Here is a 14,348-nt window from a genome sequence, read left to right on the forward strand (position 1 = left end):
TACCCAATCCCCAATCCCCCTAAATGGAGGGCGTAAGTTTTACACGAGCTTTGGTGGTGATTGGTTTTCCTAATTTAATTTGGACAGACGTGGCACTACGGTTATTGTCAGTGCTACTGCTGATTGCCATAAATGCCTTTTTTGTGACGGCGGAATTTTCGATGGTGAGCGTGCGGCGATCGCGTATTCACCAGCTAGTTAAGGCTGGGGATGTTCCAGCGATCGCAGTCGAGATGCTACAACGTAGTATTGAGCGACTATTATCTACCACTCAGTTAGGTATTACCCTTTCTAGTTTGGCATTGGGATGGATTGGCGAAAGTACGATTGTTGTGCTGGTGAATGCATGGTTAAAATCCTGGCCTTTACCAAATAGCATGACTACCTTCTTGGCGCATTCTCTATCAATTCCCATCGCCTTTTTCTTGATTGCCTATCTGCAAATTGTGATCGGAGAATTATGTCCCAAATCCTTAGCCATGCTGTACTCAGAACAGCTAGCTAGGTTTTTGGGGCCTTCGGTAAAAGCGATTGTGCGTTTTTTTGGCCCCTTTATCTGGATTCTCAACCAATCAACTCGTTTTTTATTGAGGATTTTTGGCATCCAATACACAGGTCAAGGCTGGAGGCCACCTGTGACTCCCGAAGAATTGCAACTGATTATCTCTACAGAATGGGGGTCTACTGGTTTACAGCGTGCGGAGCGAGAATTGCTCAATAATGTCTTTGAGTTTGGGGATGTTATGACCCAAGATGTGATGGTACCGCGCACCAGTATTATCACGCTGTCAAAAGATGCTACCTTCCAGACATTACTCAAGGAAATGGCTGCTACTGGTTACTCTCGCTATCCCGTGATTGGTGAATCATTAGACGATGTTCGCGGCATTGTTTATTTTAAAGATTTGGCACAACCTTTAGCTGTAGGAAAGCTCAGTTTAGAGACACAAATCCAACCTTGGATGCATCCCGCCCGATTTGTTCCCAAACACACCTCCCTGAGTGAACTTTTGCCAATGATGCAGCAAGAAAAACCAGCTATGGTCATGGTAGTGAATGAATTTGGCTCTACTGTGGGACTAGTGACAATTAAAGATGTCATTGCCGAAATCATTGGTGACGCCAGCGAATCTGAAAGCAGTGACGACTTGATGATTCAGATGTTAGATGAGCATAAATTTTTAGTACAGGCCCAGATTAACCTCGAAGACCTCAACGAAGTTTTGCATCTCAATTTGCCCTTGACAAGAGAATACCAAACACTAGGCGGCTTTTTGCTGTATCAGTTACAGAAAATTCCTGCCAAAGGCGAAACCTTCCGGTATCAAAATCTCGAATTCACCGTGGTATCAATTGTTGGCCCACGCCTGCATCAAATTCAACTGCAACGCTTAGAAGAGTTAGGAGTTGAGAGTTAGGAGTTAAGAATTACAACTCCTCATTCAAGAAGCATACTCCAGTGGATCAACAAGTCCCAATTCGGCAAAAGCTGCTAGCCGCAAGCGACAAGAATCACATACACCGCAGGCGACATCTCCACCAGCATAGCAAGACCAAGTTAACTCCCAAGGAACTCCCAATTCGTTCCCTAGTTGGATAATTTCAGTTTTTTTCAGGTTAATCAGGGGTGCAACAATATTTATTGGTTGTCCCTCACGCCCTTGTTTGGTTCCCAGACGAAAAACTTCCTGCATTGCCTGGATATAGTCGGGGCGACAGTCAGGATATCCTGAGTAATCTAAAGCATTGATGCCGATATACACACGTTCAGCTGCGATCGCTTCGGCGTAACCAAGAGCAAAGCTTAAAAATATGGTATTACGAGCCGGAACGTATGTGACAGGAATATTTTGAGACATTTCATCCAGCGATCGCTCCTGGGGTAAATCAATGGCATCATCGGTAAGTGCTGAACCACCCCATTGCCGTAAATCAAAATTAACCACCTGATGTTTTGCGATCGCAGCTTTTTGAGCAACAGTTAGGGCTGACTGTAACTCTCGTCGGTGTCGCTGCTGATAATCAAAGGAAATAGCATGACATTCACAGCCATCAACCTTAGCTTTGTATAGAATTGTGGAAGAGTCTAATCCTCCAGATAACAGAATTACAGCTTTCATCTCGGTTGCAAATTTTAGATTTTAAATCGCCAAATTACACCTCAACATTTCTGGTCAGGAAGTAATGCCAAAGCTACTTCTTAACCCTGTGAGTGATGGCAAACAACGCCGCACCAATATTCTAAAGAAACAATCTACAGTAGTGCAGCACGGCGTAAATAAACATACCATTTCAAATGGCGCAAGAAGCTCGGAATACAATTATGCGTGAATACGAGACTTCTGCCTTGCGATACTAGTTTTTCTCAAAAACCAATGTAATATCTTCTCTACCAGACACTACGCGTAGCTTGCTTCTTTGCAGGAGTATGTGTTTAGGACGGATGCTGCAAATAATCATACAAAAATCTTTTCAATTCATCAGTAGCGATAATTTCCAATAGCATTTTTCTTTCAAAAAGCACACGTGTTACTTTTTCATGACTTTGTAATTTTAGTAGTATCAATTAGATATTGATCCCGATAATTAATTGCCTAAGTGCAATCTACAATTAAGCCAAAGCTGAGGAAGCCGCTCCTTAGAAATTTGAAAAATTTACACTTAAGTCTTACTGAATGTTTTAAAGTTAATAAAAAGACACATATTTATTGTAAAAAGTGCAAAATCCAAAACAAACCCGAACTATCTATACAAAAGATATTTGGATTACGGGAACCGATGATAAACTTTGAAATTCTTCATAAACATAGGCTCTATGTTACCATCTGGATGGTTTTAGACGGATCGTAACTGGCTTTCGAGTATAAACGCCAACGGCCGTAGCGTCTCTAAATTTGGTGGTTGAGGAGAGAATAATAGTGCAAGATAGCATGTCAGTGGCAGAACCGAATCTATATACACAGCGTAACCAGCCACGACCGATCCGCATAGGCGTGATTGGAGTGGGTAACATGGGACAACATCACGCTCGCGTGCTGAGTTCAATGAAAGATGTTGAACTAGTCGGAGTGGCAGATATTAATGTTGAGCGGGGGCTAGAAACTGCCAGCAAGTACAAGGTGCGTTTTTTTGAAGATTACTGTGACTTGCTACCTCTTGTAGAAGCAGTTTGTGTAGCTGTTCCCACCCGTCTGCACTATGCCGTGGGCATCAACTGTCTGTTAGCGGGAATTCATGTTTTGATTGAAAAACCGATCGCAGCCAGTATTTCTGAGGCAGAGTCCCTAGTAAATGCCGCAGCTGAGTCTGGGTGTATCCTGCAAGTGGGTCATATTGAGCGTTTTAACCCGGCTTTTAAAGAACTAAGCCAAGTGCTTAAAACTGAAGAATTGCTGGCGCTAGAAGCCCACAGAATGAGTCCTTACTCAGATCGGGCAAACGATGTTTCGGTTGTGCTGGATTTAATGATCCATGACATCGACCTACTTTTGGAATTAGCTGCTTCCCCAGTCACGAAATTGACTGCTAGCGGTACTCGCGCCCTAGACTCTGGTTATTTAGATTACGTAACTGCCACCTTGGGGTTTGCCAATGGTATTGTTGCTACTTTGACCGCCAGTAAAGTTACCCACCGAAAAATTCGCCGGATTGTCGCCCATTGCAAAAATTCATTCACTGAGGCAGATTTTCTCAAAAATGAAATTCTGATTCATCGACAAACGACTGCCAATTCTCTCAGCGACCACCGACAAGTACTTTACAGGCAAGATGGTGTAATTGAAAAAGTCTACACCAGCAATATTCAACCTTTAAGTGCAGAATTAGAGCATTTTGTCAACTGTGTACACGGTGGCAATCAACCCTCGGTAGGTGGTGAACAAGCTCTCAAAGCTCTGAGACTGGCAAGTTTGATTGAGCAGATGGCGCTGGAAGATCGAGTTCTGAATCCATTAGAATGGCAATCGGAACCAAGAGTACAATCATTAACCCCGACAGCCTAGAAGAAGGGATGAGGGGATGAGGCAATACGGTTCGATAAGCAGGGGAAGGCAAGAGGATATATGTTCAGTCATTCTTCTCTCCCCCTGCCTTTTTGCTCCCCCCGCTTGCCTCAACCAAGAAAGTCCTTAACCGAACGGTACTGGGGAATAAGGGGGATGAGGGGGACAAGATAAAATTTTCTCCCTGCTCTCCCACAGGTATAACCTCACAACCTCAGAAGAAAACCCCAGAATATGTTTTTAAATTTGCCATCAAATCTTTAAATCCTCCCTAGTCCTTTTAAAAAATCGACTAATGGGGATCTAAAAAATTAGAAAATAAAATCCGATGTTGATTTGATTAATTTTGTCAGATTCATAGTAGTTATGAAACTGTGCATCAATCTTTAAAAAAAACGATGTCAAGCCGTGGTTAAAGGAACAGTGGTGTATCCCCAAGGTGGATGCCGAGTATGTTTTACGGATGGAAGACTTGTTAGATTTATACGGCGAACCTTACGATCCAAAACGTCCAGTAGTCTGTTTTGATGTTGCGAAGCTTCCCGAAGGGTACGTCCATATCAATTGTTAGAACACGTTAGGGAACCATAAAAGCCGAACCAGAACAACCTCTTCGTTATGATTACGAGTATAAAAGAAACGGTAGTGTCAATATATTTGCTTTTTTTCAACCATTAGCAAGTTAGCGACATCTCGAAGTGACACAACAGAGAACAAAAGTAGATTTTGCTTTTCAAATGAAAAATTTGGTAGATATTTATCACCGTAATGCTGATGTTATTCGTCTAGTAGTCGATAACCTGAACACACATAATCCAGCATCTTTGTATGAAGTTTTTTCCCCTGAAGTAGCTCGTCGGATTGTCCAAAAATTAGAGTTTCACTACACACCAAAACATGCTTCTTGGTGAGCCAGTGCGTTGGGCGGGTTCCCCGACTTGAAGCAACTGGCGTTAGCGCAGCGTTAGCGACGCAGGAGCGTCACCCGAAGGGTTAAATCAAGTTGAGATTGAATTCTCTGTTATATCTCGACAGTGTTTAGAACGACGCATAAAAGACGTACAGACATTATCTTCTGAAATCGCTACTTGGGAACAACAACATGATGGCTCTGCAAGTGTAAATTGGCGTTTCAAAACCACTGATGCACGGAGAAAGATGGAGCGGTTATACCCAATCATCTCACCCAGCAAAGTTGGCTTGATAGACTACTAATAACATACTTCTCGAAACATTGGCCCCATAGCCCATAAATACAAGTAGAGGCGCAATCATTGCGTCTCTACAAAACATTTATTTAACCTTCTCAAGTGTAATTACACCTAGCAAAAAGGATTATTGTAATTAAACTATTCCTGGGCCTCTACCGCGTGTATCACTATTTTCGGTCAACTTGCCTTCCTCGTCCTGATTAACTTCTCCGAGTTCTTCAATACGTGCTGCCTTTTCTTCTGCTGCTTGTTTGCGTGCATCACCCGGTTCTTCGTAGTACATTTCCGGTTCAATTGCATAGTTGTTAGACAAACCTTCTCTATCTATGGTATAGCCGTCTGTAGTACGTATACTTTCTGAATCGGTTTGATCATCGGTAGGTGCATCTGCCTCCCTTTCTTCTGTGGGGAGTGTTTTGTATTTATCTCCTTCTCTTTCCATTCGAGCGGCTGTTTCAGCTGGGATAATACCGCGATCATATGTATCTACTTCAGCTCTATCAGATGAATCTATATCTCTCTTAACTGCTTCATTAGCCATAATTTATGTCCTCGTTAAAGAATCTATTAAATAACCTCAAAGCCTAGATTAGGTTGTTTTTCATTTTCGTTCTACTATCTTTAGAAGTGATTTAAAGTTAAATATAATGTTATGTTCTCTATCTTTTGATGTATCCAAAAGACTAATCTGAAGTCCGGCTCAATACATGTAATTTCCGTTCATCATAATATAAAACAAGCGTTGTAGCTAAAGTTGACACTGACAGCAATGAACATTCTTGTGTCTCCACTGCGTTTTGTATCCGAAATAAGATAGTTACAAAATTCCCGACTTGTCTAAGAAGCCGGGAATATGAACATTTAAATTGTGTATATTTAATTAGTGAAGACACAGACTAATCTACTCAGGCTTAAGCTAATTCTTAAAGGCGGGCAAACTTACGCCACAGTATACTGTTTTAATGGTTGGTAAATTTATTCGCCCACAAATTGGTTTTTCAGTGATTGAATTTCATCGGCCAATTCTTGCCGGGTTGAAGCCTTCAGTAGATAACGGGAAATAAACCAAGTGGCAAAACTAATTCCAATTAACTCAAAAGTCGGTGATAGTAATGGAATATCATTGATTGCATCCAGTACTGCTAGTACTATCTTGGCTGTAACAATGGCCGCTAAAATAAAACCAATTGTTGTTAGAGGCTGCTTGTAGTTATTAAAAAAGCTACCTAAATATTCGGGCAATTGCTCCAAAAATTGAGAAACTTGTCTGCTAATTTGCTGCCATTGAGATTTCGGTTCAGGTGCTGGTGGTAACTTTGGCAAGTTTGCAGTATCTGTACCTTCAATTGCTAGCGTGCCTTGTGAGAATGAGGCATTCGTTGATTCACGTTGTTGCTGTTCGGTGGTTTCCATAATTTATATTTTCTGTAATTACAAAGAGCTTGTATAACTGAACTGAGCATCAATAAATATAATTATTCAGATCATTAGTTGTCAATTCTTAGTAGTCAGTAATAAGTATAACTGACCACTAAGACTAAACAGTTGCCTACCTACTCAGTTGAATTTGTTGTTAGCTGCTTTATTGTTTTGGTGGAGTAACAGTTGCTTTAACAACTACACTGCTGACACCTTTAATTTGTTTAGATAAAGGTTCAATTTTAGCTAACTCCTTCTGATTGCTCACAGTTCCCCCGACAGTGACAATCCCATCTTTTGATGCATCAACTGTTAGTTGACCCTTGGGTATATTAGCTTCTAACTTGGAGCGAACTTCACTTGCTAGGTCGCCTGTAGCTCTTTGTGTATCGCCACCACCAGTTGTATTATGGCGCTGTTCGCGGGCACGGATATCAGAATTAAGTTGTCTTCTGCGAACATCACTTTGAGCATCTTGTTGAGAAGCTTGTGTTGTTTGTACAGTCGGTGATTGTGGAGCTTCGTTAGGATTATTGGGTGCAGATTCACTTGTTTTAGAAGCGTTATCACAAGCAGCAACACCAAAAATTAAAAGTGAACTAATTAAGAAGGGGGTTAGCTTTTGCATAGGTTTAATTCTGAATCGGAAAGTGAAACTTGTCGAGTTTGTGGATATTCACGGCAGAGTAAGGAGCAAGTTTCTTAAGTTAGGAGCAAAGGTTTTATGTTGTTGCTCCTTAAATTAAAGTAAATTAGTGTGAGTGACAACTATCTGGGGTTAGAGTGTTTCATCACGACGGTCAACAATGATTACAGGAGGCTCATCTCCATGAAGACCTGTTGAATAATTGGTGTGATCGCTATTCACAACTCCTGTGTCGTGATGCGTTACGCGGTCTAAACCTGGGCGATGTTCACCTAAATCAGTGCCATCATAGATAGCAAATTCTTCAATGCCTCTACGTCTGAGAATCGCTTCAGCTTCGCGAATTTCAGTTTCGGTACCATCGATAATTATTAAATAGTCGCCTTTTTGGAAGCGATTACTATATACTTGCGCCCTGTCTTCAGGAATTCCCAAGCCAACGAGTCCGCCTACAATACCTCCGGCTGCTGCACCAATCGCACCGCCAGCCACTGTTGATGCTAAAGCCGTCGCTGCTGCACCACCTGCAATCACAGGCCCGATTCCAGGAATTGCTAAAGTTCCAAGACCAACTAATAAGCCAGTCAAGCCGCCTACAACTCCGCCTGTAGCTGCTCCAGCTTTTACACCATCGTCTGCTTTATTACCTGAACCGACATTTTTATCTACATCTACACCAGCGATCCCATGACCGTTTGTATCTTTGGCTATGATGGAGACTGTATTTAAGGGAAAACCTGCATCTCGTAATTCTGTAATTGCTGCTTCTGCATCTCGACGATGAGAAAAGACTCCAATCGCGCGTTTGGCAACACCACTATGAGCAACATTAGATGTTGGAGCGACATAATCAGCATTTGTATTTCTAGCATCTGGGTTGTCATAAATGCCAAACTCTTCGACACCACCCTGATGTAGAATTGCTTCTGCTGTGGCAATTTCTGTATCTGTGCCATCTATGATGACTAAATAGTGTCCCCGTTTCACGCGCTCGTCGTAAACTCTGGCTCGTTCTTCGGGAATTCCTAAACCAACTAATGCACCAAGCAAACTACCAGCTACTGCACCAATACCAGCGCCAGCGAGAGTAGTAGCTAAGGTTGTTGCTGCGGCTCCAGCCAGCATAATTGGCCCGAGTCCAGGAATTGCCAATGTACCAAGACCGACTAATAAGCCAGTCAATCCGCCCAAAGCACCACCTGTAGCTGCTCCGACTTTAGCACCTTCGTCAGATTTATCACCTACGCGATCGCGTACTTCAGCCCCAGAAATATCATCTTTGTCTCCATCCTGGGTGATGACAGAGACTCTGTTCATGTCAAAACCAACTTTTTTTAATTCATGTAGGGCATGTTCAACATCTCGACGATGAGAAAATACACCTACACCACGTTTATGTACACCTACAACCATTATTCTTTCTCCTCAGCAAAAAATTAATTATTCACTAAATTTATAGCTCCTAATGACCCTATTAATACATGTTTATGTTTAAATGTCATCAATCGCTTGGAAGAAATTTTATCTCTATCGTTAGATATATGTGGTTTTATCTAAAGATAGCACCAAATTTTGATAATTAAATAAATTATGTTTGATAATAATTAAATGTTGATAATTTTATTTATCAACACAATCTCTAAAATATTATTTTTAAAATTAGCTACATTTCTGTTAAAAAGCTATCTATTAAATGTAATTTATAATAACAATATATGGATATGTATCAGTTTAAATTTTCGGTGGCAATTTTTACTAATCCCGATCCGATTGGAATTTATCAAAAAAGTTAATATAAAATCACCAAATTTTACATTATTTTCTTCAGTAAAAAGATTTGTTTTTTGTAAAATACGACTTTTGATAAGCAAACTTACTACCTAAGAAAGTGTCAGCTTATCTAACAGGCAAGTAAATTGATAATTAGGCCATTTTATCAATGGTTATTTAATTGACTACAAGTGAGAAAATACTATGTTTCAAGGTGTTTTAACTAGTTGGGGATGGAACTGGCTATCTTTTGGATTAGCGCCAATAATAGCTCAGGAAGCACTAACTCCAGAAGAAGCATCAGTTCTTTTTTCTGGCCCTAAATTCTTGGTAGCATTGCTGGCTGGAGTCTTAATGGCATTTGCCTTTCAATTATTATTGACTAATTTTTCAGTCGCTGTAGGAATCTCATCTTGGGAAATTGACTCAGATTCTGATGATGATTCAGAAAGTTTGGGTAGTAAAATTCGTTCAGTTCAGACCAAAATTGGTGCTTGGGCGTTACTAACCGTTAGCATTGCATTATTTATTGCTTGTTTTCTAGCGGTAAAACTTAGCTTAATCGAAAGCGAATCTCTAGGTGCAATTATCGGTGTAGTCATCTGGGCTACCTATTTCTCACTGGTAATTTGGTTCGGTTCATCAGCAGTAGGTTCTTTTATTGGTTCTATCGCTAGTACTGTCACTTCTGGTTTTCAAACTCTGATGGGTACAGCAACTGCTGGCATCAGTGCTAATACTGCCAAACAACAGTTAGTTTCTACAGCTGAAGATATTACAGCCGCAGTCCGACGAGAATTAACTTCAGGTTTTAATCCTGAAGATATTAGAAATACACTCCAAAGTTCTTTAGGTTCTCTGCAATTACCAAAGCTCGATATTACAGAAATTCGTAACCAATTTGACCAGCTTCTGAAAGATACAGATTTGCAATCTGTTGCTAACAGTGACCTATTGCAAAATATCAATCGTCAAACATTTGTTGATTTAATTAGCAGTCGCACAGATTTATCTCAAGAAGATATCAATCGCATTGCCGACCAATTTCAAGGTGCTTGGCAACAAGCTTTGAATCGGAGCAATCCCACAGAACAAGTAATTAATTTGCTTAAATCTGCAACACCCGAGGAATTGAATTCAGAGCAATTAGGTGAACGTCTTCAAGAACTGGTTAGAGTCGGAGGTGGGAATGGCAATGGTGTAATCAAGCAAGCTATTCGATATGGCTTGAGTGCGGCTGCACCAGCAGTTCTGGAGCGGGTCAATCTTTCCAATATTGATATCAACAAAATTACTAATCAGTTGCAAAAACTGAAAGAAAAAGTTCAAGATGTCGATGTCAATCAAATCACGGAACAATTACAAAAGTTTAGAGATGAAGCAACTGAACAAGTATCTGCAAGATTGCCGATATCACCCGAAAACACAATTAAGTCAGATGTAGAAGACTACATATTGAACTCCTTTCCTTGGCATTTTAACCGCATTACCCTAAGAGATGAATTTAAAGAAGTCATCTATGACGTTAATGCAGATCCGACAACTGTGAGACGGGAGTTGGAAGAACTCAATTTTGAATATTTCGCCAACTTGCTGAAGCAGCGAGGTGATATCACTGAAGCTAGGGTGAAAGAAATTTCCGAACAAATGGAAAGCGATCGCTCGGAAGTTTTAGAAACTATAAAACAGGCTCAAGCGCGAGAAAAAGGGCAAGATTTCCGCACCCGCATTGAAGATTATCTGCGTTCAACAGGAAAAGAAGAACTCAACCCGGAAGGTATTGAACGCGACTTTAAGAAGTTGGTGGAAGATCCAGAAGCTGGGCTTGAAGATTTAAGTAGCCGCTTCGGGCAATTCGACCGCGATACTTATGTACAATTGCTCGAACAGCGTCAAGATATCAGCGAAGAGGAAGCTAATAATATTGTTGGTCAACTCGAAAGCAACCGCGATAATTTATTGAATGGTGCTATAGAACTGCAAGAACAAGCAAAAGCCAGAGCCAATGAACTGCGCCAAAGAGTTGAAGATTATTTGCGGAATACTAACAAGGACGAACTTAATCCCGAAAGTATTAAACGTGAGTTTCAAATTTTACTAGACGATCCGCAAGCTGGAATTAGCCTTTTGCGATCGCGCTTATCGCAATTTGACCGAGATACACTAGTACAATTGCTCAGTCAGCGTCAGGATTTGAGCGAAGAACAGATAAACCAAACTCTCGATCAGATCGAAGCAGTCCGAGATAGTATTTTGCAAGTACCCCAGCAAGCGAGAGAACAGTACGAAAAAACTACAAACGCGATCGCTGAATATCTCCGCAATACCAACTTAGAAGAACTCGATCCCGAAGGGATCAAGAACGATTTGGAAAAATTACTCGATGATCCCAAAGCAGGAGCCTTAGCACTGCGCGATCGCTTGTCTCATGTCGATCGAGAAACCTTGGTTAAACTCGTGAGTCAACGGGGAGATTTGAGCCAAGAGCAAGTTAATCAGATCATTGATCAAGCACAAGATGCGATCGCTAATATTGTGAGAGCGCCACGACGTTTAGCCAAACGGACTGCTCAACAAGCTTTAGATTTTGAAGCCAATCTTGAAGAATATCTGCGTAACACGAACAAAGAAGAACTCAACCCAGAAGCAATTAAACGCGATTTACAATTGCTGCTGTCTTCTCCCCGCGCGGGAATTGGAAGTTTAAGCGATCGCGCCTCGAAAATTGACCGTTCCACAATTGTGGCTCTGTTATCCCAACGGGAAGATATCTCAGAAGAAGAAGCTAACCGGATTGTGGATCAAATCGAGTCGGTTCGCACCTCTATTATTGAACAATTCCAGCAAATCCAGCAAAGAGTACAATCAGTGCTTGATGGAGTTTTTGCTAAAGTTCGTAACTATCTCAACTCCTTAGATCGTTCCGAACTCAACTATGAAGGAATTAAGCAAGACTTTGCGAAAGTGTTCGACGATCCCCAAGCTGGATTTGAAGCATTGCGCGATCGCCTTAGTCAATTTGATCGTGACACTCTAGTTGCTGTCATCAGTTCTCGTGAGGATATTTCCCAAGAGGATGCTAATAGGATAATCGACCAAATAGAAGCGGCACGGGATGGCGTACTACAACGAGCCGAACGCATTCAACAAGAAACACAAAAACGCCTGAAAGCGATTCAACAACAAGCTAAAAAGCAAGCTCAAGAAACCAAAAAAACCGTTGCAAATGCTGCTTGGTGGTTATTTGGGACAGCATTGATTTCCCTTGCAGCCAGTGCGATCGCTGGAGCAGTGGCCGTTACGGGATTACCTCTACCTCGTTAAAATATTACCTTGATCAAGAATTTTGAGCAAAAAAAGTGGTAATGAATGCCACTTTTTTTTTTATAAATAAAACAAACTACCCACAGAGTAGTATCACGACCTTATTCTTCCTACATATATTACAAAACCCTATCTAAGCAAAGGTTTCAGATTTTTTTTTGGGTGAAAGGAATAAAAGAGGATTAATTATTATTTCTTATAGATAGAAAAAAGTAGCCTTGAGAGTAATATCATAATCTTGTGATTGTGAATATCGTAAAAGCTATGCGATTCTGTACTAGAAAATCTGCTTGTTCCCTAGCAGCCTAGTATTGGTAACCAATGAATACATAAAGCACACAGATATATAAATGACCTTTGGCACAATTTTGATGCCAGACTCATCAATATATGCAGTGCTTCTAAAATCTTTGGACTTAACAGAAATCAACTGTTCCAATCAGGTGTGGTTCAGTTATCTCTTACCACTCGTTATTTCTCCATCTTATTTTCTCGGCATTGCTGAATAAAAGTGTGAAATTCAAAAATTTAATGTTTGAAACTCTTTCCTTTGCGCCTTTGGGGTAAAGGAAATTTATACTCTTAATCAGCAACACCGTTTTTTGGTGGTGAAGTGACGAGGTAATTTTTACCCTCTAAACTCAGGAGAAACTAATTTATGGTAACCTTGCCCAACATCAGTAACATCACTGGCATTCCCGACCTCAACAACATTACCGTCAATCTTCCTAACAACTCTGTCCAGGTCGTCGGTAGTGGTAACAGGGTCATTAACGGTGGTAGTGGCACTGATGTCCTTGTCGGTGGTAGTGGCAACGATCGCATCGATGGCGGTGGTGGCAACGATGTCATTACTGGTAATGGTGGCAACAATACCCTTATCGGTGGCGCTGGCAACGATGTCATTACCGGTGGTGGTGGTAGGGATAGTATCGTTGGCGGTACTGGCAACGATGTCCTTACCGGTGGTGGTGGCGACGATCGTCTCTTTGGTAACGATGGCAACGATACTCTTGTCGGCGGTGATGGCAACGATAACCTAAACGGTGATAATGGCAACGATAGCCTGATTGGCGGTAATGGTAACGATATCATTAACGCTGGTGCTGGCAACGATGTCCTTGGCGGTGGTAATGGCAACGATACCCTTATCGGTGGTGCTGGCAATGATCGCTTGGTTGGCGGTAGTGGGACTGATGTTCTTACTGGAGGATCGGGTAATGATCGTTTCCAGTTCAACTCAGTTTCAGATAGTCCTGCTGGATCTGGACGGGATGTTATCACTGACTTTTTTGGCAACGGTAACTTGCCTGGTGATGTAATCGATCTATCTAACATCGACGCCAACTCCACTATAGGGGGCAACCAAGGCTTCACTTTTATAGGATCTGGCGCATTCACCGCAGCCGGTCAGGTTCGTTATTCAGGAGGTATTCTTCAAGCTAGCACTGATGGGGATCTATCGGCTGAGTTTGAGATTCGTCTGGCAGGCGCACCAAGACTAGTGGCAAGCGACATTAACCTTTAATTTAATAGACCTGCCTTGAAAATCAGGCACGAGGCAGAATTCTAATAATTTAACAGTCGTGGGGAGAGGTAAGCTTAACTTGCCTCTTCCTTTTATAGTGATTATAATTACGTAAATTTATTTCTGTATTTAGGCAAATTGACAAAATCCACTCCTGTTTAACGTGCCAAAAATGGTATTGCTGTAATCAAGCATAGTTAAATACCAAGAAAGGATATTTTACCAACAAAATAGCTCATATTGGCTTCACGCTTAAGATTGGTAATTTCCTTAATTAGTAAGAGAAGCAAATCTAAAAAATAGAGAATTACCAATGCTTGTTAAGGTTGATCGCGCTGCGTATACATGAGAAAATCAGGTAATACAATCGTAACTGTTGCGATGATGTCAGGGAAGAAAAAATGTCAATTTAAGAAGCCAAATTGTGACGCAAGGTGTGCAGCGATCGC

The 14,348-nt window shown here is 41.3% G+C and carries 10 protein-coding genes; 5 read left to right on the top strand and 5 right to left on the bottom strand.

Annotation, left to right across the window (positions count from 1 at the left end; all coding sequences use genetic code 11):
• The first annotated feature begins 23 nt into the window (after positions 1-23).
• Positions 24-1,418: a hemolysin family protein gene (locus tag ACFE90_RS07265; protein ID WP_375499115.1), complete on the top strand. Its 1,395-nt coding sequence runs from the start codon at positions 24-26 to the stop codon at positions 1,416-1,418.
• Positions 1,419-1,442: 24 nt separating this feature from the next.
• Here the strand turns inward: ACFE90_RS07265 and queC are convergent, their stop codons facing one another.
• Entirely contained in the window at positions 1,443-2,120 is a 678-nt protein-coding gene (queC, locus tag ACFE90_RS07270; RefSeq protein WP_375499117.1) for a 7-cyano-7-deazaguanine synthase QueC, read from the bottom strand.
• Between the two features lie 798 nt (positions 2,121-2,918).
• Here queC and ACFE90_RS07275 point away from each other — a divergent pair.
• Both ACFE90_RS07275 and ACFE90_RS07280 read left to right on the top strand, forming a co-directional pair.
• A complete protein-coding gene (locus ACFE90_RS07275) occupies positions 2,919-4,001 on the top strand; it encodes a Gfo/Idh/MocA family oxidoreductase (protein WP_375499119.1) in 1,083 nt (360 codons plus the stop codon).
• 698 nt (positions 4,002-4,699) lie between these two features.
• Positions 4,700-4,912 carry a transposase gene (locus ACFE90_RS07280; protein ID WP_375499121.1) on the top strand — a complete coding sequence of 71 codons (213 nt, stop codon included), beginning with the start codon at positions 4,700-4,702 and terminating at the stop codon, positions 4,910-4,912.
• 433 nt (positions 4,913-5,345) lie between these two features.
• Here the strand turns inward: ACFE90_RS07280 and ACFE90_RS07285 are convergent, their stop codons facing one another.
• The 4 genes from ACFE90_RS07285 to ACFE90_RS07300 all read right to left on the bottom strand — a co-directional run bounded on the left by ACFE90_RS07285 (position 5,346) and on the right by ACFE90_RS07300 (position 8,690).
• Complete coding sequence (locus tag ACFE90_RS07285) at positions 5,346-5,753, bottom strand: hypothetical protein (RefSeq protein ID WP_375499123.1); 408 nt, start codon at positions 5,751-5,753, stop codon at positions 5,346-5,348.
• Between the two features lie 434 nt (positions 5,754-6,187).
• Positions 6,188-6,625 carry a CAAD domain-containing protein gene (locus ACFE90_RS07290; protein ID WP_375499125.1) on the bottom strand — a complete coding sequence of 146 codons (438 nt, stop codon included), beginning with the start codon at positions 6,623-6,625 and terminating at the stop codon, positions 6,188-6,190.
• Positions 6,626-6,794: 169 nt separating this feature from the next.
• Positions 6,795-7,259: a BON domain-containing protein gene (locus ACFE90_RS07295; protein WP_375499127.1), complete on the bottom strand. Its 465-nt coding sequence runs from the start codon at positions 7,257-7,259 to the stop codon at positions 6,795-6,797.
• A 150-nt stretch (positions 7,260-7,409) separates the two neighbouring features.
• Positions 7,410-8,690 carry a histidine kinase gene (locus tag ACFE90_RS07300; protein WP_375499129.1) on the bottom strand — a complete coding sequence of 427 codons (1,281 nt, stop codon included), beginning with the start codon at positions 8,688-8,690 and terminating at the stop codon, positions 7,410-7,412.
• Positions 8,691-9,251: 561 nt separating this feature from the next.
• On the opposite strand from ACFE90_RS07300, the gene ACFE90_RS07305 reads away from it, so the two are divergent.
• Together ACFE90_RS07305 and ACFE90_RS07310 are read left to right on the top strand one after the other, a co-directional pair.
• A complete protein-coding gene (locus tag ACFE90_RS07305; RefSeq protein WP_375499131.1) occupies positions 9,252-12,371 on the top strand; it encodes an MFS transporter in 3,120 nt (1,039 codons plus the stop codon).
• Between the two features lie 658 nt (positions 12,372-13,029).
• Positions 13,030-13,899 (top strand): calcium-binding protein, encoded by an 870-nt coding sequence (locus ACFE90_RS07310; RefSeq protein ID WP_375499133.1) that lies wholly within the window; start codon positions 13,030-13,032, stop codon positions 13,897-13,899.
• Positions 13,900-14,348: the final 449 nt, after the last annotated feature.

This window comes from uncultured Nostoc sp. (assembly GCF_964245445.1).
GTDB lineage: Bacteria > Cyanobacteriota > Cyanobacteriia > Cyanobacteriales > Nostocaceae > Nostoc.